This window comes from Paenibacillus sp. ACRRX (genome assembly GCF_022346885.1).
Classification (GTDB): Bacteria; Bacillota; Bacilli; order Paenibacillales; family Paenibacillaceae; genus Paenibacillus_B.
On record NZ_JAKRNK010000005.1, the window covers coordinates 86,808 to 104,862 of the forward strand.

Below are 18,055 nucleotides of genomic sequence, written 5' to 3' on the forward strand. Positions count from 1 at the left end.
TTTTATCCGAAATGGCTGCTCACTTGCTGTTCCTGAAGAAACGTATCCATATGTGCGACAGCCTTGCTTGCACCCCCGAGCGCTTTTAATTCCACTTGCACTTGCAGTGCAAGCGTATGCTCATCACGGCAGGATATTAGCTGCTGCGAAAGGTCACGGATCTGTTCACTCGTGAAGCCATCCGCTTCACAGATGAAGCCAAGGCCCACTCGTTCCAGACAACTGGCGTTATAAGCTCTTTCAAAGAAGTCAGGAAACAATAGACAAGGCACCCCATGCTTCGCTGCCGAAACCATCATACTGTGTGTGCCCGGAAATATCGCCAGCTGGGATCTTCCCATCATGGCTTCACCTGGCACAAATCGCTCAAAGCGTATATTAGGTCCTTCCAATCGTCGCAGTTGCTGTTCTGCAGCATCATTAAACTTGCCGATGCCAAAAACGGCTTGCATGTCGGTCCCCCGATAGCTGTCGGCTAACAGCTCAAAGCTGTCAATCGTATTCATGCCAAACGGAAGGGAGGACAAGTAAATAAATACAGTTGCTTGTTCAGGCTCGGGATGATCCAGTGCGTTCATCCAAGAGGGAACCTCGGCAAATTTGCCTTGAGGGGCTAGATGCCCAACATATTGTACGTGTGGGTCCTGATAGGCAAGCTCTGGTTCCAGAGTCGGACTTGTTGGTGCCATGAGCAGTGAGCTTCGATTAAATAACAGCTCGCTCAAATGCAGAACTGGCTGCAAGTCGTACTTGTCCAGCACTTGATTCCAACTGCCGCGCAGACGACGCAGCATCATGGCCCGAAGCGGGATGTCAGGCTCCTGCGGTGAACAAAAGTTGGGATGCAGCGGCCAGGTCACAATTGAAGCGACAGGTACATGTTCCAGACTAGCCGATATTCCAATGGTGAACTGCTCGTCGTTAAGGATAATATCCGGTACATATTCCTGTATCACTTCACGTTCTCGTTCAACGGTACAGATAATCTGTTGCGGTTCTGTGTGGCCTGAGGCGAATAAAATATCTTCGTACGTATGCAGGCCAAAATAAATTTTGTTGGTGAAGCTCGGCTTAGGTGCCGACTCATACCATTCCGCTTGCTGCGGAAGCAGATCCCGATAAGACTTCGGGCATAGAAAGGCAGCCTGATGGCCTTGTTTAATGAGTTGTTCGGCGATAGCAATACCACGCACCACGTGCCCCAACGTCTCCGTCCAGTTGCTGGTCACGAGCAGCACTTTCATGGACTCTCCCCCTTCTCGGTGTAGATGATCAGGTCCTCTACCGAAACCATAACCTTCCCCTCGACAGAAGCTGTACCTTTTCCTTTCGTAAATGCGCCTTTCTGTGTCACAATCTCGAAGTAGAGATCCAAGCGGTCTCCTGGCCTCACTATGCCTGCATATTTGGTATAGCCGACAGACGCAATCATACCGCGTCGCGGTCCCCCCTCATACGGTGAAGCAGCAAAGGCTGATAGTTGTGCAATCGCCTCCGTCATAAGAACTCCCGGCATAATCGGTTCCTCGGGAAAGTGTCCTGCGAAGAACCATTCATTTCTGGTGATCTGTTTATAGCCTCTGGCCATAACCCCCGGAACACATTCTACGACCCGATCAACGAACAGGAAAGGGCTGCGATGAGGAAGAACAGATATCACATCCGTCATAAGAGCACCTGTTTGGCGGGTACTTGAACTTGTTCTAGATAAGCCAGCTCACGCTGATATTGCTCACGGGAAGGCAGGCCAAACCACTCTAACGTAACTGCCCCGTTATATCCGCTGTCGGAGGCGTACTGCATGATTGGCAGTATGTCAATTTGGCCTTGATAGAGCTCGGTCAGGTCCGAATAGTCACCCGCTGGATGGTACACGTTGGCAAATACGAACTGTGCTGTCCGCTTGCTCGCATTTTTTAGATGAATATGCTTAATGACAGGGAACCAACGCTGGATATAGTCGAGCGGATCAACTCCGAACTCCCAGACATGGTATACATCAAAGTTAAGACCGATCTGCTTCCAGCTTCTCGTTGTGATCGCCTTAACGAAGCGGTCTACGGCATCCGGCTGATCCAGGAGCGTACCGGGATGCGTTTCAAACACGACCTGTACTTTCCTCTCGGCAGCCATATGCTCAAGCGTATCCAAGCGATCGAGCCACGCTTGCCAGACACTATCGTTTGCCTCCGCACTTGACATTTGACCTGTAAACAGCCGAAGCACTGGAATATTTAATTGCTGGCATACCTCTAATTTATGTCTGAGCTGCTGCTGCCATTGATGCGTAGGCTGTGCCAGATCGGTCAAGTCCTGATATCCGCTTAATACACGTATAGGAAGCGCATCCTGTTGGCTGGATTGAAGATAGTCGAGGATGGCGTCAGCGTGCCGGGTCCAATGAGGCTCCCACAGCTCTATCCCTTGAAAGCCGGCATCTGCACCAAACTTCATCAGCTCGGCAAACGAGTGCAAATGGTAACGAAAAGAAACGGTTGTCATCGTCCACTTCATGTCTCAACACCTCTTAGTCTAAGATCGATATAGGTGGAAATCGAATGCATGCTTTCAAAATTAGTTAGGTCCTCTGTGCGGTAATCTATCTGAATCGCATAACGTTCTTCTAACTTCGTGATCAGCCAAATTAAGGACATCGAATCAAAATGAAGCGGATCATGCGCTCCTATTTCCTGATCCAGACTTGAAAACAAATCGGACTCCGTTACCATCTGCCTGATCTCATCCAGAACGTTCATAAGCTATCTCCTTCATCAATTGTCCTTTTAAAATTTTGCCTGCCGCCGAGGTAGGAATATGTTCAACAACCCGGAATTTACGTGGGATTTTGTAATCCGCCAAGTGCTGCTTTAACCAATGCGTAAGCTGTTCGAAAGACTGCCATTGTTCAGGTCCCCATACGATAAAAGCTTCCAGTATATGTCCATAAATCGGATGAGGAAGGGCTACTACGCAGCAATCGTGGATATCCGGATGACCCCGCAGCGTATGCTCCACTTCCGTTATTTTTACTTTTAAACCGCCGATGCTAACAAGATCATTGGCACGTCCCGTAATGGTAAGCCAACATGAATCATTCATTTCCACCACATCCTGCGTAAGCAAGATCCCTTCGGCAGGTTGAGCGGCGCTAGACGATGCTTTATCATGGGGTATCCAATTCTCCTGCTGTGTTACATAAGGCGAACAAGGCAGTTGAATGCCTAATTGCTGCTCCTCATCAATCATCCATGACAGATGTGAGGCAATGCTGCCAACAGAGCCTGGCTGTAAGGCGCGAAAATCCACTGCAATGTAGCCGACTTCGCTCATGCCGTACTGCTGTCCGATGCCAACGTGCAGCTTGTCCTGATATTGCTGCAGCAGTTGTGCGGGAAGAGGCCCGCCTGAGCACAACATAAGCGGGAGCTTGCAAGGCAGCGCATGCCGTCGCTGCTCCAATTCGGTCAAGAGCAGCTGATAATGGAAGGCTACGCCGTACATATGCGTAATAGATTGCTCCGCTATGATATCTACGATAGCTCGCGGCTTGATCATTTCCGGGAATACGATCGTTCCGCCGCGTCTTAACGTATGGACGACTGCGGACACCAGCCCAAACGTATGGCTGACAGGAACGAGGCAAAGTACACGTGCATGTTCATCCGGTGATCCATCTTCCTCGCTGTAGCTTGACCACTCTGCCAGCAAAGCGGCACTGTCTCGTTTGATCAGTTTTGGAATCCCTGTTGATCCCGAAGAAAAAAGGACAAGCGCAGCGTGATTATGCTCTACTTCCTGTGCCGTGTTGCTGATAGGTGCTTCTTCCTCGTAGGAACAAGGGCGTACTTGGAAAGGCACATCCAATTGAAATGCAGGTGCTATACCCGCTCCTGCATCCGAACAAATGATAATATCCGGCCGATACTGCAGCAGACGCGCCTGCTTCTCTGCTTCTGTTAGTCGCTGATCCAGAATCATGATACACAGCTCACTGCCCCATGCAGCCAATGCCCATTCTAGGAACGTACCTGAATCTGGGAGGTCAAGAGCTACTTTCCCAGTCTTGCTGTCTAATGATTGCAGCAGCTCCATTTTATCGTTTACTGCGCTTTGCAATTCCGCATAACTTTGTGTCCAGCTTCCAATCTGAACTGCCGAATGATCATCATGCCGCGTCATGAGCTTCATTACGTTACACTCCCCTTTATGTCCAGAACTGTCGGGCCATTCCAACCCCGCGCTCAGGCTGAAGCTGATCGTAAAACTCCTGCACCGTGCATACGTTCGCTGCTCCCCGACCAGCAGCGTGCTCCTCAGATTCCATCACCCAGCTGACGATACCCCCTGCCAACTCTCGGGTAGGATTATCAGGGTGTGCTGCTTCGCGTGCCCACTGTTTCGCTCGCAGTGAAGGTACATCGCATAACAAGATAAGCACGATATCCGCAAGGCCATCCTCCAGCCAGTCCGCAGCCTGCCGCAGTATAATCCCTACTCCATCTGCCTGTGGGCTGGGACTTATGCAGGTCATGGGACCATATACGGACAATTCTTTATTAACAAAACCAAGAATCGAGCTAGGAACGATCTGCGGAAACATGATGGGGCTGACCTTTTTGCCTGCCAGCAAATCCTGCCATTGCTCTTCCTCTGTCATCGCATCGATAAACATACTGCCTAGAATGATCCCTTTACGAGTGCCTGAGATCTCTGGTCCGGCAAAGCCAGATTGGGTTGAGACTTGTGTTGCACTTGTATAAATAAGCGGGCTGAACGGTGAACGAATAAATCCTCTTAATGCGCCTGTATCCAGCACCCCCGTCTGTTGATGCAGGCCTGTAATACAATAGCGAGCATTGAACTCTTTTAGCTGTTCGTCGTTCAAAAATGAGGTTCGTTTTGCCTTAGTCATTCATCCTTCCCCCTCCCCAAAATCAAGGAGCAGTTGTTCCCGCCAAATGCACTAGAATTGGACATCACAATTTGAAGCGGCGCTGCTCTGACACCCTCTGTCACGTAGTCCAGATCTAGCGTGGGGTCTGGCGTGCCATAGTTGGCTGTCGGCGGAATCCGCTGATCCATAAGCGCCAATATGCCGATGACAGCTTCTACAGCTCCTGTTGCTTCCAGCATGTGTCCTGTCGTTGATTTGGTGGAACTAACAGGAATCTGATAGGCTTCCTTGCCAAACACCTGCTTCACGGCTTTTGTCTCACTGCGGTCGTTCAGCGGCGTACCTGTCCCATGTGCATTGATATAATCGATGTCCGCAGGGGATAAATTGGCGCTGCGCAGAGCAGCCTGCATCGCTCTGGCCAGACCGTTTCCTTCTGGGTGCGGCTGAGTTACGTGGAATCCATCCGCGCTTATACCCCAGCCTAATAGTTCAGCAAGCGGCTTGGCCTGCCTTTGCCGTGCGTGTTCGCGTGTCTCCAGCAGGAGCATAGCTGCCCCGTCGCTAATTAATAAGCCATCGCGCTCAAGCGAGAAAGGACGCACGACTCCACTCGCCATCGCACGATTGGAATCAAAGTTGTTAAACACAAACGGATTCAAAATATGAATCCCGCCAACCAAGGCACACGATGCTCTGCCTTTGCGGATCTGATCATAACCGTAGCCAATCGCATTTGCCGATGCTACGCAGGCATTGGAAAATGCGATGTGGACATTCGTGGAACCAATGTACGCTGCCGCCTCTTCTGCAGCGCGGAAAGGATCACGTTGACGAATGAACGAATCATCTACGGCAGCTTGCAGTCCCGAATTGCCGCTCGTCTTTCTGCCGTATTGAGCGCTATAATAAGACTCTAGACTGACACCTTCCCCCACATTACCGATCGCCACCACAGCATCTTTCAGCAGCTCTCGATCCTTCATCCGATCCAGCCCTGCCATTGCCAATGCTTCGTCAATGCAATACCTGCTGAAGGCACGGAATGTGCGATCCTTAACTTTTAATTCGCCACCTCTCTTTGCATGATTCAATGCAGTTGAGAAGCTTTCGATGTCAGTGAAGCCGTGCCGTCCTGCAAACGTGTGACTGCGTATCGCCTCTATCCCTTTGCCAAACGGTGTAATAACACCTAAGCCCGTAATGACTACGGATTTATCCATGAGCTACTGTCCGTTCTTCAAAATAAGCACACAACTCATGCAAGTTCATTCGGCCGATCCGCTCGATATCATCGTCAGGCACTTTTGTATCGTATTTATCCTCCAGATTGACGATTAACTCAAACATCGAGATCGAATCCAATTGAAATACCGTCTCCACAGCACCCTCTGTATCAATCACTTCCGGAATGGCGATATTCATTTTCTCTTGGCAAATTCCCGCAATAAAGTTCTTTAATCCATCCACCTTTGCTATCATCCACATATCCCCCTAATGTAAGATTGCTGACATTCCACACTCGATCGTCGCCATGTCAATCCACTTCAATTCATTTACCGTGATCCTCGTTATCCGTTCACTTTCAATGAACCTCTATCGATTCCCCAATAACCTTCTTCTCAGGCCTAATGTCTACCAAATGAATAGGAATGTTCAATTCACTGCATAACTGCGTAATGTCCTGAGCTGATGACCAATAATTGCGCTCCTTCAAATGCCCTTTTCTCAAACCTGAAGAGACGATGTAAATATCCGGCTGAAAACGTGCTAGCACGGATGGAACGTCTATCTTATTTTGCTCTGCCAGCGTCTCGCTCGCCCATGCTGGCATATGATCATCCCCATGAACCCATACCAACTGCCGAGTAATGCGATGTAATTCCTGCAGCAATATACGCTGCATATAAGGGTGAAACACGCGAATGTAATCCGACATAATAACAACATCAAAATATTGATCCGTAAAAGGCGTATCACATCCAATCAAATTGAATGTTTCTCGATCGCCCAACTCCTTCATGAACTGCTCATAGCCCTTCTTGCGATGGGTAAATACATGAGTCGTATTAAGCTCCTTCGCGATGGCTGGCAGCTCAATACCAAGTAATAAGGACTTGCTTGTACCACTTACATGGTTGTCTCTAATCTCTTTGAGGGTTAGTGGTGAAACTTTATTGGCAGGCCATATGTGTGTGAGGTCTAGCTGATGCATCTTTTCGAGTACAGGCCCAATAAGCAGTCCCTGATAATAGACAAACAGCTCTGTTTCCATGCAGTAGTGCTTGCGGTGCATCCGAATGCGGTTATTTCGATCGGACAACATTTTTTGTTCGGTTAGCGAAGTCGGATGAGGCAGATGAAGCGCATAAGCTTGTCTCTCACCACGGAACGATGCGCCGGCAAGATACAGCCGATACGCAAATTCGATATCCTCTGTTCCCCAGCCCATAAACGTGTCGTCAAATCCATTTACTTGTCTCGCTAACGATGCAGGTACAGTGATTGCACCTGCTAGCCCGAACTCCCACGGGGCTGGCAAGCCATCAAGCCGATCCCGCAGCATATTAAACGTAGGCTCCCGAAAATCTTGCCAGATGGAGGCGTCTTTATTGTGTTCCACCCATTGCTGAAAGTTATAGGGATTTAAATTTTCAATCGCGCTTAAACCATTGCGATCTGTATCCAAAGGAACACCATAGATCACGTGCAGCAGAACCACACGGGAAACAGCAGGTGTCTGGGTAGCGTACCGAGCAGCAATCCCTTTTGCAAAAGTAGACGGCACAACAATACCCGCATCTAAAAAGCAAATGAGATCTCCACTAGCTTGTTCAAGTCCTTTATTTCTTGCTCTGGCGCGATTCGACAGTTCATCCCTTGGACGGAACACATAAAGAAAAGTCTGAAACTGATCACGAAACGATTCCACCGCTTCCTTTGTTCCATCCGATGAGCCGTCATCCACGACGATTACTTCCATTTCAAGCTCTTGATCAAGCTGCTGTGAAGCTAAAAAGGTCAAGCCTTGAACCAAGTGAGGAGCCGAGTTATACGAAGGAATAACAAAAGATATTTTCACAAAATCCCCCCTACCCCGAATAAATGGCAGGAAACGAGCCTGGAAGAATGCCCGGGCGTGTATCATATTGTAAGATCATGACATTTCATTTCCTAAAATCAGGATAACACTGCTCCTTTCATCTCGGGAGGGTGAAAAAATTTAACCCTTGCACTTTTTGATAATGCTGGTTATGTAGGAGCAGCAGTTTTGAACCTCGGTCAATAGAGCGGTGCTTGGAATAGAAATGTTGATCCTGTGTGAAGAGCGATTTGGGGGCTGCGCAGTTTAAAGCGCTGTTTATGGATACAAAATATATGAGTAATGGTTATCGTTAACATAACTAAATATAGCTATATCAATGGTATTCGTCCCATTCGAAAACGATTATAAAATATGTTTTACTATACATATACATACACTAGACTAAGGAGAACCTCATCATGATTAGCAAAAAGTCAAAAAGGTTTATCATGGGCTCAGTAGTATTCCTTATCGTACTGCTGCTGCTTCCCGTTATCGTCGTTAATGTGACACCTTCACTGACAGCTCTGTATGTCAGACATTTATTTAAGGAACCGATTGCTACGACGCCCCCAGGCTATGATCAATACAGCAGTAAAGTGGCCGTTCATAAGGACCTAACCTATCCTTCACAGTATAAAAACAATACGTTCAATATTTATATGCCTAAAGCTGCTGAATCGAAGCCGAAACCACTCCCTACTATTATTTGGGTACATGGTGGAGCCTTTGTCGGTGGAGACAAAGATCAGATTGATATTTACTCCACTGTGTTAGCCAGCCAGGGCTACATCGTGCTGAATATGAATTATGAGCTTGCTCCTGAGGCGACCTATCCAGCACCAGTCGTGCAGCTGGATGAATTTTATCGGCATATAGAGGCTATACACACAAAGTATCCAATCGATGTGCATCAGTTATTTTTTGCTGGTGATTCAGCTGGGGCCCAAATTGTAAGCAGCTACGTTACCATCCAAACGAATTCCGAATTGGCAAACAAGATGGGATTGGAACAGGTTGTTCCCAAAAACTCGCTCAAAGGGGTGTTATTGTATTGCGGACCTTACAATATTGAGAAGTTTAACAAGCCTAACCAATCAGCAGTGATCCGTTTTGCACTTAATCAGATTGCATGGAGTTATTTAGGAACTAAAAATTGGCAGGAAACAGAAGAAGCCAACTTGGTTTCGGTTGTTCATCATGTGAATGAGCAGTTTCCACCAGCGTTTATTACCGATGGAAATAAAGGCTCATTTGAGGACCAAGGCAAAGAGCTTGCTGCCAAATTGGTAGCGCAGCAAGTAGAGGTTGACACCCTTTTCTTCGCAAAGGATGTGTATGAGACAGGGCACGAATTCCAATTTAAGCTGGATACGCCACCCGGGCAGCAAGCGCTGCAAGCAACATTAGCTTTCTTGCAAAAGCACGTGGCACAAGCAAAATGAATGGATTAGAACGAAGTGTCGATGTTTAATTTATTCATAGTTATGCCATATCCACATTCATGAAATCAAAACGAAACCCCATCTTCGTGTATATTACGAGGTGGGGTTTATTTCTGCTGGAACCGTATGCTTAAATCCTCCGCTACACCTTTTACCGTCATCATCCAGCACCACCTTACATCTCTAATCATCTAAACATCCTACCATACTTCCTAGCTCTCTCGCTGGCGTCAGTCTAGTAGTTATCTCTCACTTGACATGTTATCGATAGATATAGCTACTATACGATTTCTTTAACAACTTCGACAGTATCTGTCATTCTATCCTATGTGTATGCGATTTGATTTATGATACCATTCGAGGTGAATCTACTATATGCATAGTATGATTACATTTCTATACCATTGGAGGGAATAATCGTTGAACAAGAAATCTCGTCTGTCTGTAGCATTGGCCGTCTCAAGTGTCCTCATGTTATCCGTCGTTTCAAGTGCTTTTGCAGCTGCTGGTCATAACAATGTCGCTGCTGTTGGCACTGCTGCATCTAATACGAAGTACGGTACAAGCTTCCAAAGCACATATGCGCTAGGACAAACGCATGCTCAGGTCGCTGTACTCAAACAGAATCTAAAAGACTGGAGAGCATATGGCAGCAACGAAAGTTACTTCGCAGGAGTTGCCAAAATTACCAGTACAAATGGAAATTTTGACCAAGCAACCAAAGATAATCTCAAAGTTTTTCAGACGGTCAAAGGCCTGACTTCGGATGGTATTTATGGGGCTGGAAGCCGCAACGCGCTGCATGCTGCCATCGGTTCTTCACCTGTTGGGTATGTCCGCCTCAAAGATACATCCCACTATATTAATTACAATGATACAACGGCTGGGATTGCTGCTGATGCGAGCTACAAGCTCGATCATAGCTGGGTAACACCTGCAACAAAGACCGCATTGGATCAAGTCGCCTCCAGCTTTTACTCCACTTACAGCAAAAAGCTCGAAATTAATGATGGCAGCCTCATCGATGGCGACGATACTCCAGAGCATGCGGGCCACAGAAACGGCAAAAATCTCGACATTCGCAACAAGTTCGGAACTACTGCCATGACGCCAGCGCAAGAAAAGAAATTTTTAGAAATTGCGATTGCAAACTCAAGCGTAACCAAGATCCGCTTTAGTAATACCTATGGTTTAACAAGCTCAAAACTCATCCAAGACTCCACCCATGCTGATCATTTCCATCTCGACTTCTAATCTTCCCCAATGAAAGACGCCTACTATCAATGAGATTTCTACATGAAAGATTGACAATTAACCAGATCGCAGCAGTTGTTAATTTAACCTAAGAGACTTCCTACTTATCATTAAAGCTGGATTGATATGCATCTTTATACCTCACTTAGGTCCAGTCACACATAATCATATACACGTCGCGACCCAGCCTCGGGCAGCTCTTATCCTAGGCTGGGTCATTTATTGTTTCCGTGGTATTATACTCCAAGAACAGAAGAACTACTGGCGATAATACGAAGTTAGACGATGTTCTTGCCCTCTTCTAATTACTCATTATAACTATACTTAGCTAGCAATTTTCCCCCAGGATCTATTCCTGTTCTTCAAATCCATATCAAACACGGCGATTCTAAATTTTTCAGGGAATACATATGTCATCAAACGCACGCTATGAATATCTCACTAAGTTGAACTTGGATCGACGTGTTGCGTATAGCGACATTTTGGATAATTACTGCAGCCATAAAATCGTCCCTTCGAACCCTTACGAAGCACCAAATTAGCGTTACATTTTGGACAAACAATCTCTTTTGTTGGATTGCTTGCAATCACAGCCTTCGCGGTCGTAGCTGCTGTTGTATTAACTGCTAAGATCATTTCAATTAATTCTGCACGATTTATTAAACGAACATGGTTTGATTTAGCTAAATCATAGGCTGCTACTGTGTAGTCACTATTCGTTATGACCCAAGCTTCATTTGCTGAATAATACGCGATTGATGCTTTGGCTTCTTGAACAGCTTTTAAACCAACATTCTTGCTATATCTTTTTGCCTGTACGACAATCTTTTTATTACCCTTTGTAATGATCAGATCGGCACCATAATCACCTGATGCATTTGTAACTTGGGTTTTGTAGCCATGTGCAGTAAACAGATGCCCGAGGTACTTTTCAAATTGAACACCGTCCATTTTATCGATCTCTGCTATACCAGACCTCTTTAAGCGTTCGGATTTCTTCGTTTGAATTAGAACGGTCACCGTCACGAACACAGCAAGTACAACTCCACATGCAATGATTGCTGCTGTCCAGGAATGAGTAGCATTAAAGGTTCCAAAAAGTGCAGTAAGTATTGCGAGTCCTAATATCCCATGAATCAATTCCTCTTGTTGTTTAGCTTTACTCTTTTTTCTTGCCAATACAATAACCTCCCATGATGACTATCTTATAGCAATTTCGACATAAGGAGGGTTTTTCCTGTAAATGGGCATGTAAAAAGGCGATGAAAAACGCCGCAGTTAATGCACTGTGTTTAGTAACCTTGTGTCGGTTCTCCCCTAATTCGAAATTTCCACTAAGGAGATTTTTGTCATGTGCTCGTCAAGTCTCACCTAATTTTTTATCAGCTTTTCGACATAGTTTCTTCAGTAATACAATCATAAAGTTCCCCCTAAATTTTACACATCACAAAAGGGGTTCGGTATACCGTGTCAAATACATATACATGTAACATATTATGTAATTATAGGAGGATTGAAAAATTGAAGAAGATCGCAGTATTGTTGTTGTGTGCATGTATGCTCGGTTCGTTAGCAACAGGAGCCGCAGCCCAGACCAATGTTGTTGAGACAACCCCGGACTACGTAGTATCACTTGATTCCCAAACGATACCACATGATGCACTTGCTTCAGGAGGCCATGCATCTGCAATAACTCGGTACGAATTACCAATTGATATGAGTGCGCGAGTAGAGTTTGTAGACCCTCTGCTGCAGCAATCAAATAGTGAGTTCTCGACTCTCGGCGGTGATCGAAGAGTATACGTAGGATCATCGTATGTTATGGGAAGAGCACAAATAGTCGGATATTCAGTAGGACCTATCCATAATCAAAAACTGCTCGCAAGCGTCGCAAAAGGCAAAACATATCAAAGATCAGATACGTTAGAAGTGAGTGGCACTATATCCATAAGTGGGACGTACAATGTAAATGTTTTGAACCTGGTGAAGTCAAGCTTGACCGGTTCGGTATCAGGTACAGTGAAAAAAACCTATGGAACAACAGAAACCTATTCAGGACCTCCAGAAAGCTCCCCTTACACAACGCGTAACTATTATGGCGCTATCAACTACGACAGATACGATACTACAGTTGTCCAATATGATGCATACGACGAATACATTGGTAATGTTTATCAAGGCCGTGTTACGGAGATCAAGTACATTCCAGTAGATAGTGTATTGAGACCAATAAACATTGAATACCACATCGATCAAAATTATTCATAAATCTCGGTTAAACATAATAGAGGCCGAGCAGATGTAGCTCGGCCTCTATTATTAAAAAACACCAACCTTAGAACGAATAATCCGTGCAGCTTCAACGAATTTGAAACAGATGCGACGCCAGCATCAAACCGATGATCCACCGTCCTATCGCACACGCCTTCAACCCCGTCGATGGACTCGTCTCACATATGTCCCTCAATGATGCTTTGTTTCTAGTCAATCAGCGTAATTTTCCAAACGCCATCTTTGTCTCTTATAAACGTGGTGGTGTGTCCTTTTACTTCATCTACTTGTTCACCTGTTCTGTAATTGAAAACAATATTAATTCTGCCGTTCTCAGATGATTGGTCGATGATATAGGGTGCGCCCACAAACTCATATTGTGCTGAATCTTCAAGCAGAAACATATGATTATCAGCCCAATCTTTTGAAACAAAGCATTCGCGGAATGCCTTTTCATCTTTAGCAGCCCACGCCGCCAGATTTTTTATAAATAAAGTAACAATATTCCGGTATTTCTCATCATATTTCATTTCATCTAAGGATAAACCTGTTTGAAATGGCCCCAGCTCATCACCATTCACTCCTTTGAGTACCTGTTCATTTTCCCCTATTTGTTCACTTGCATGCTCTCTCCTATCCGATGTTTTTACATGATTACCATCCTCGTCCATAATCGAACCTTTTTCAATTGCGACTTGACCCTCTTCTTTCTTATCAACACAGCCAGTTAAAATAAGACATAAACAGAAAATGGCGACTATAAGAACACGCAAAGTTTTATCCTCCTTAACATATTAGTAAACTATATAAATTACGTAATTATACATAGTGCATTATCACTTGATTATCTTTTACATTAAATTAATGATGCGTGGTACATCTTTTAATTTAATCCCTTTTACATAGCACCATAATTTTTGGAATTGTTTCTAATATTAGAAACAAGCGGACCAGACCATTGTTACACATGAGGGTAGCAGGAACCTTTATAGAATCATTACAGTAAACGTAATCTGTGTTAATCCCACTATCTCCTTTATAATTGCTAATTGTAAAACGAAAAGGTCACCTAGAATGTTGCTAGTTAAATAATAAAATTCCTGTAACAGGAGGCTTTTTTTGTTTGTAGTGAAAGCTCAATGTTTTGCTCGATGCTATTCAGTCGATCCACTAGGTTGACTTCCTCCAGTAATTTGTTGGTACAAGTCGAGGCATTTTGTTTAATTGCAGCAGATATAACACGTCTATTTCTGATCTTCTCTTTAATTGCTTTCTCTTGAATCGTATCTATTAAATAAGACAAACCAGCAGGAGGCATCAACCAACAAAAAAAGGCTTCTCATTCGTTCTTGGAACGAATGAGAAGCCTTTTAAGTTATTGCAAGACGGACAGGATTATATAATCCTTGATGCATTCAGGACGCTAAGTCCCTATTACATCATACCGCCCATTCCACCCATGCCGCCCATGTCAGGCATAGCTGGTGCATTCTTTTCTGGTTTATCAGCGATAACCGCTTCAGTTGTCAAGAACATAGCTGCTACGGAAGCTGCATTTTGCAATGCGGAACGAGTAACTTTAGCAGGGTCAACGATACCTGCTTCGATCATGTTAACCCACTCGCCAGTAGCTGCGTTGTAACCAATACCAACTGCTTCTTTTTTCAAGCGCTCAACGATTACAGAGCCTTCTTGACCTGCATTGTCAGCAATCGTGCGGATCGGCGATTCAAGAGCCTTCAACACGATGTTAATGCCCGTTTGCTCGTCAGTAGTTGCTGCAGCTACAGCAGACACTGCACCATATACGTTAATAAGAGCTGTACCGCCACCTGCAACGATACCTTCTTCAACTGCTGCACGAGTTGCGTTCAAAGCATCTTCAATGCGCAGCTTGCGCTCTTTCAATTCTGTCTCAGTAGCCGCACCAACTTTGATTACTGCTACGCCGCCTGCCAATTTAGCAAGACGCTCTTGCAGCTTCTCTTTGTCGAACTCGGAAGTTGTTTCTTCGAGCTGCGTACGGATTTGTTTGATACGAGCATTGATATCATCTTTAGCGCCAGCGCCATCAACGATAATCGTGTTTTCTTTGGTAACACGGATTTGACGAGCTGTACCCAATTGATCGATCGTAGTCGATTTCAACTCAAGACCGAGTTCTTCTGTGATTACTTGACCACCAGTCAATGCAGCAATATCTTGCAGCATTGCTTTGCGGCGATCGCCGAAGCCTGGAGCTTTAACAGCTACGCAAGTGAAAGTACCGCGCAGTTTGTTCACGATCAACGTTGCTTGTGCTTCACCTTCAACATCTTCTGCGATGATCAAGAGCTGCTTGCCTTGTTGAACGACTTTCTCCAGCACAGGAAGAATTTCTTGGATGTTCGATACTTTTTTATCTGTAATCAAGATATAAGCGTTGTCGAGAACGGCTTCCATCTTGTCTGTGTCTGTGATCATGTATGGAGATACATATCCACGGTCAAATTGCATACCTTCAACCACTTCAAGCTCTGTGTTGAAGCCTTTGGACTCTTCAACTGTGATTACGCCGTCTTTGCCGACTTTCTCCATTGCTTCTGCGATCAATGCGCCAACTTCTTCATCAGCAGCAGAGATGGAAGCAACTTGAGCAATCGCTTGGGAATCTTCGATTGGCTTAGCAATCGATTGCAGCTCTGTTACAGCTGCACGAACCGCTTTGTCGATCCCTTTGCGCACAACCATAGGGTTTGCGCCTGCAGTAACGTTTTTCAAGCCTTCGCGGATCATCGCTTGTGCAAGAACTGTTGCTGTAGTTGTACCGTCACCGGCAACATCGTTAGTCTTTGTAGCTACTTCTTTCACGAGCTGTGCGCCCATGTTCTCGAATGCATCTTCGAGTTCGATTTCTTTAGCGATTGTTACACCGTCGTTTGTGATCAATGGGGAACCAAATTTCTTCTCCAATACCACGTTGCGGCCTTTAGGACCGAGTGTTACCTTAACTGCATTTGCAAGAGCGTCCACACCGCGGAGCATGGAGCGACGAGCTTCTTCAGAGAACAAAATTTCTTTTGCCATTATGAAATACCCTCCTCTAATCCATTCACATTATTAATTCATCTATTCAACGTTCAAATCCGCACACAGGCGGCATCTACAATTAGTAGCTATAGCGCAAGCTGTATCAGGCGATTAACCAACGATCGCGTGAATGTCGCTTTCTTTCATAATCAAATATTCTTTGCCTTCAAACTTGATTTCTGTACCAGCGTATTTCGAGAAGATTACGCGGTCACCTTCTTTAATGTCGAGCGGAATACGTTGGCCGTCTTTCCATACGCCATTACCTACAGCGATTACTTTACCTTCTTGTGGCTTTTCCTTTGCTGTGTCAGGCAATACGATACCGAAAGCAGTCGTTTCCTCCTTAGCAATGGTCTCGATTAATACGCGTTCTCCTAAAGGTTTGATCATGAAAAAATAGCCTCCTTTAAACAAGAGTGATTATGGTATGGAACTCACAGCTAAAGCTATGTAGCTCCTAAAAAACGGATTACCCGATTATTAGCACTCGAATGTGGTTAGTGCTAATAACAATTTATATGATACTGATTTTGGTATCGATTTGCAAGTGGTTTTAACGTAAAAACTTCAGATTCGGGCTAATTACTTTACGACAGCATTCTTTCGACAAGCCCTCACCGCACTCCTATCCATTTCAACAAAAAATGCAGTTTCCGCTCATACATATATACATTTATGCATGAGCCGGAACTGCATCTCCAGGCGAATAAGCTATGAAACTGTGATTTGCTTGATGTTAGGATACAGAGGAAGCATCCGCTGTCTGCTCTTCCTCGAACTGCTGCTCCCACTCTTGCTGCCGCGCCAACTGCTTGCGATATATAAAGGCAGACAGGAACACACTGAATTCATATAGTATAAGCAGTGGAACCGAGACCAGAAAGTCTGAGATAAAATCAGGCGGTGACAATGTAATACCTAGAAACACCAGAATAAAATACGCAAACCGACGCATCTTCCGCAGGCGAATCGGATTCAGCAGCCGAATGGCTGTCAAGAACATAATGACAAGCGGAAGTTCAAACAACAGCGCCATTGGCAGCAATATATTAAACATGAAGCTTAAATACTGTGTAATTCCATATGTCTCTTTTAAATTTAAGTACTGATTAATACTTGAAGTAAACTCAAATGCCATCGGAAACACAACAAAATAAGCAAATGATAGCCCGCACAGAAATAAGATAAACACATACGGAATATACTTCACTGTCGCTCTGCGCTCCACAGGCTTTAACCCAGGACTGACAAACGCCCATACTTGATAAAGGGTGCATGGCAGGGTCACCGCAATTGCGATAATAACAGCTATCTTCATATAGATGCCAACCCCATCCCATAGGGAAAAGCTATGAAAAGCAAATCCATTCGCTGGGGGTCTTGAAATCAAATACTTGTAGATCGGATCAGCCGCAAAGAAACCGCCAACCAAACCTACAACAAGCACAATTAATACATATATAATTCGCTTACGCAACTCGGTAATATGCTCTATGATCGACATTTGTTCATCCGACTGCGACATGCTTACACCAACCTGTTCCTTGCAAAATATGTTCGCTAGTGCCCCCGCATCTTCGGTCGGCGCGCGACACTATAGATGGCATGAGAAGCAGGCTATTCCGGTAAACGGCGAGACGGTTCAACTGGAGGTACAACCTCAGTAGTTGGCGCAGGCTGTGGTGCTGCGGCTTGGGATACTTGTGGCGTTGGTGCTTGGACAGGCGTAGAAGCGGCAGGAGTAATATCCTTGCGGTTGTTGGACGAATTCGTCTCATCTCCATCGCCCATAATATCACGCGCGCCTGCCTTAAATTCACGCAATGTGCGCCCGAACGCACGGCCAAGCTCCGGCAGCTTGTTCGGCCCGAATAACAAGAGAGCCAAGATCAGAAGTAATATAATTCCCGGTACTCCAATACCACTCATGTTGAATCTGCTCCTTTCGATTCACGCCATACACCTATGGACTGTGATATAGATCATATCATAACACTCCCTCATAAAATACCAGGAAGTGTCACAACTTTATGA

At 45.3% G+C, this 18,055-nt stretch carries 18 protein-coding genes; 3 read left to right on the forward strand and 15 right to left on the reverse strand.

What is annotated here, in order from left to right; translation table 11 throughout:
- Positions 1 to 2: 2 nt before the first annotated feature.
- From MH117_RS16035 to MH117_RS16075, 9 genes are all read right to left on the reverse strand, one after another.
- Positions 3 to 1,244: a glycosyltransferase gene (locus MH117_RS16035; RefSeq protein ID WP_239329997.1), complete on the reverse strand. Its 1,242-nt coding sequence runs from the start codon at positions 1,242 to 1,244 to the stop codon at positions 3 to 5.
- Positions 1,241 to 1,669 carry a 3-hydroxyacyl-ACP dehydratase FabZ gene (fabZ, locus tag MH117_RS16040; RefSeq protein ID WP_239329999.1) on the reverse strand — a complete coding sequence of 143 codons (429 nt, stop codon included), beginning with the start codon at positions 1,667 to 1,669 and terminating at the stop codon, positions 1,241 to 1,243. The genes MH117_RS16035 and fabZ overlap by 4 nt, the downstream gene beginning before the upstream one ends.
- A complete protein-coding gene (locus tag MH117_RS16045; protein WP_239330001.1) occupies positions 1,666 to 2,514 on the reverse strand; it encodes a sugar phosphate isomerase/epimerase family protein in 849 nt (282 codons plus the stop codon). The genes fabZ and MH117_RS16045 overlap by 4 nt, the downstream gene beginning before the upstream one ends.
- Complete coding sequence (locus MH117_RS16050; protein WP_239330003.1) at positions 2,511 to 2,756, reverse strand: hypothetical protein; 246 nt, start codon at positions 2,754 to 2,756, stop codon at positions 2,511 to 2,513. The genes MH117_RS16045 and MH117_RS16050 overlap by 4 nt, the downstream gene beginning before the upstream one ends.
- Positions 2,740 to 4,188 (reverse strand): class I adenylate-forming enzyme family protein, encoded by a 1,449-nt coding sequence (locus MH117_RS16055; protein WP_239330005.1) that lies wholly within the window; start codon positions 4,186 to 4,188, stop codon positions 2,740 to 2,742. Before MH117_RS16055 ends, MH117_RS16050 begins: the two co-directional genes overlap by 17 nt.
- Positions 4,189 to 4,204: 16 nt before the next feature.
- On the reverse strand, positions 4,205 to 4,912 hold the full coding sequence (locus MH117_RS16060) for a beta-ketoacyl-[acyl-carrier-protein] synthase family protein (RefSeq protein WP_239330007.1): 708 nt from the start codon (positions 4,910 to 4,912) through the stop codon (positions 4,205 to 4,207).
- The gene (locus tag MH117_RS16065) at positions 4,909 to 6,117 is read right to left on the reverse strand and encodes a beta-ketoacyl-[acyl-carrier-protein] synthase family protein (RefSeq protein WP_239330008.1); all 1,209 of its coding nucleotides are present in this window, start codon (positions 6,115 to 6,117) and stop codon (positions 4,909 to 4,911) included. The genes MH117_RS16060 and MH117_RS16065 overlap by 4 nt, the downstream gene beginning before the upstream one ends.
- Positions 6,110 to 6,376: an acyl carrier protein gene (locus MH117_RS16070; RefSeq protein ID WP_239330011.1), complete on the reverse strand. Its 267-nt coding sequence runs from the start codon at positions 6,374 to 6,376 to the stop codon at positions 6,110 to 6,112. Before MH117_RS16070 ends, MH117_RS16065 begins: the two co-directional genes overlap by 8 nt.
- Before the next feature lie 103 nt (positions 6,377 to 6,479).
- A complete protein-coding gene (locus MH117_RS16075) occupies positions 6,480 to 7,976 on the reverse strand; it encodes a glycosyltransferase (protein ID WP_239330013.1) in 1,497 nt (498 codons plus the stop codon).
- A 422-nt stretch (positions 7,977 to 8,398) separates the two neighbouring features.
- On the opposite strand from MH117_RS16075, the gene MH117_RS16080 reads away from it, so the two are divergent.
- Both MH117_RS16080 and MH117_RS16085 read left to right on the forward strand, forming a co-directional pair.
- Complete coding sequence (locus MH117_RS16080; protein WP_239330015.1) at positions 8,399 to 9,424, forward strand: alpha/beta hydrolase; 1,026 nt, start codon at positions 8,399 to 8,401, stop codon at positions 9,422 to 9,424.
- 420 nt (positions 9,425 to 9,844) lie between these two features.
- Positions 9,845 to 10,678 (forward strand): peptidoglycan-binding domain-containing protein, encoded by an 834-nt coding sequence (locus MH117_RS16085; protein WP_239330017.1) that lies wholly within the window; start codon positions 9,845 to 9,847, stop codon positions 10,676 to 10,678.
- A gap of 441 nt (positions 10,679 to 11,119) precedes the next feature.
- Here MH117_RS16085 and MH117_RS16090 read toward each other — a convergent pair whose 3' ends face one another.
- Positions 11,120 to 11,857 carry a restriction endonuclease gene (locus MH117_RS16090; protein ID WP_239330019.1) on the reverse strand — a complete coding sequence of 246 codons (738 nt, stop codon included), beginning with the start codon at positions 11,855 to 11,857 and terminating at the stop codon, positions 11,120 to 11,122.
- Positions 11,858 to 12,199: 342 nt separating this feature from the next.
- Here MH117_RS16090 and MH117_RS16095 point away from each other — a divergent pair, with 342 nt between their 5' ends.
- Positions 12,200 to 12,946, forward strand: coding sequence for a hypothetical protein (locus MH117_RS16095; RefSeq protein WP_239330021.1), 747 nt, complete (start codon positions 12,200 to 12,202; stop codon positions 12,944 to 12,946).
- Positions 12,947 to 13,158: 212 nt separating this feature from the next.
- Here the strand turns inward: MH117_RS16095 and MH117_RS16100 are convergent, their stop codons facing one another.
- The 5 genes from MH117_RS16100 to MH117_RS16120 form a co-directional block, all read right to left on the reverse strand.
- Positions 13,159 to 13,722 carry a hypothetical protein gene (locus MH117_RS16100; RefSeq protein ID WP_239330023.1) on the reverse strand — a complete coding sequence of 188 codons (564 nt, stop codon included), beginning with the start codon at positions 13,720 to 13,722 and terminating at the stop codon, positions 13,159 to 13,161.
- Positions 13,723 to 14,383: 661 nt separating this feature from the next.
- The gene (gene groL / locus MH117_RS16105; protein WP_239330025.1) at positions 14,384 to 16,015 is read right to left on the reverse strand and encodes a chaperonin GroEL; all 1,632 of its coding nucleotides are present in this window, start codon (positions 16,013 to 16,015) and stop codon (positions 14,384 to 14,386) included.
- A 114-nt stretch (positions 16,016 to 16,129) separates the two neighbouring features.
- Complete coding sequence (gene groES / locus MH117_RS16110; RefSeq protein WP_028545827.1) at positions 16,130 to 16,411, reverse strand: co-chaperone GroES; 282 nt, start codon at positions 16,409 to 16,411, stop codon at positions 16,130 to 16,132.
- A 346-nt stretch (positions 16,412 to 16,757) separates the two neighbouring features.
- Positions 16,758 to 17,546 (reverse strand): twin-arginine translocase subunit TatC, encoded by a 789-nt coding sequence (gene tatC / locus MH117_RS16115; RefSeq protein ID WP_239330027.1) that lies wholly within the window; start codon positions 17,544 to 17,546, stop codon positions 16,758 to 16,760.
- A 92-nt stretch (positions 17,547 to 17,638) separates the two neighbouring features.
- Positions 17,639 to 17,950: a twin-arginine translocase TatA/TatE family subunit gene (locus MH117_RS16120; protein WP_239330030.1), complete on the reverse strand. Its 312-nt coding sequence runs from the start codon at positions 17,948 to 17,950 to the stop codon at positions 17,639 to 17,641.
- Between the last annotated feature and the right edge of the window lie 105 nt (positions 17,951 to 18,055).

What these genes read in the sequence shown, in the direction of transcription:
- MH117_RS16035 (WP_239329997.1), bottom strand. Translation starts at nt 1,244, where the DNA reads ATGAAAGTGCTGCTCGTGACCAGCAACTGGACGGAGACGTTGGGGCAC.
- fabZ (WP_239329999.1), bottom strand. Translation starts at nt 1,669, where the DNA reads ATGACGGATGTGATATCTGTTCTTCCTCATCGCAGCCCTTTCCTGTTC.
- MH117_RS16045 (WP_239330001.1), bottom strand. Translation starts at nt 2,514, where the DNA reads ATGAAGTGGACGATGACAACCGTTTCTTTTCGTTACCATTTGCACTCG.
- MH117_RS16050 (WP_239330003.1), bottom strand. Translation starts at nt 2,756, where the DNA reads ATGAACGTTCTGGATGAGATCAGGCAGATGGTAACGGAGTCCGATTTG.
- MH117_RS16055 (WP_239330005.1), bottom strand. Translation starts at nt 4,188, where the DNA reads ATGAAGCTCATGACGCGGCATGATGATCATTCGGCAGTTCAGATTGGA.
- MH117_RS16060 (WP_239330007.1), bottom strand. Translation starts at nt 4,912, where the DNA reads ATGACTAAGGCAAAACGAACCTCATTTTTGAACGACGAACAGCTAAAA.
- MH117_RS16065 (WP_239330008.1), bottom strand. Translation starts at nt 6,117, where the DNA reads ATGGATAAATCCGTAGTCATTACGGGCTTAGGTGTTATTACACCGTTT.
- MH117_RS16070 (WP_239330011.1), bottom strand. Translation starts at nt 6,376, where the DNA reads ATGATAGCAAAGGTGGATGGATTAAAGAACTTTATTGCGGGAATTTGC.
- MH117_RS16080 (WP_239330015.1), top strand. Translation starts at nt 8,399, where the DNA reads ATGATTAGCAAAAAGTCAAAAAGGTTTATCATGGGCTCAGTAGTATTC.
- groL (WP_239330025.1), bottom strand. Translation starts at nt 16,015, where the DNA reads ATGGCAAAAGAAATTTTGTTCTCTGAAGAAGCTCGTCGCTCCATGCTC.
- groES (WP_028545827.1), bottom strand. Translation starts at nt 16,411, where the DNA reads ATGATCAAACCTTTAGGAGAACGCGTATTAATCGAGACCATTGCTAAG.
- tatC (WP_239330027.1), bottom strand. Translation starts at nt 17,546, where the DNA reads ATGTCGCAGTCGGATGAACAAATGTCGATCATAGAGCATATTACCGAG.
- MH117_RS16120 (WP_239330030.1), bottom strand. Translation starts at nt 17,950, where the DNA reads ATGAGTGGTATTGGAGTACCGGGAATTATATTACTTCTGATCTTGGCT.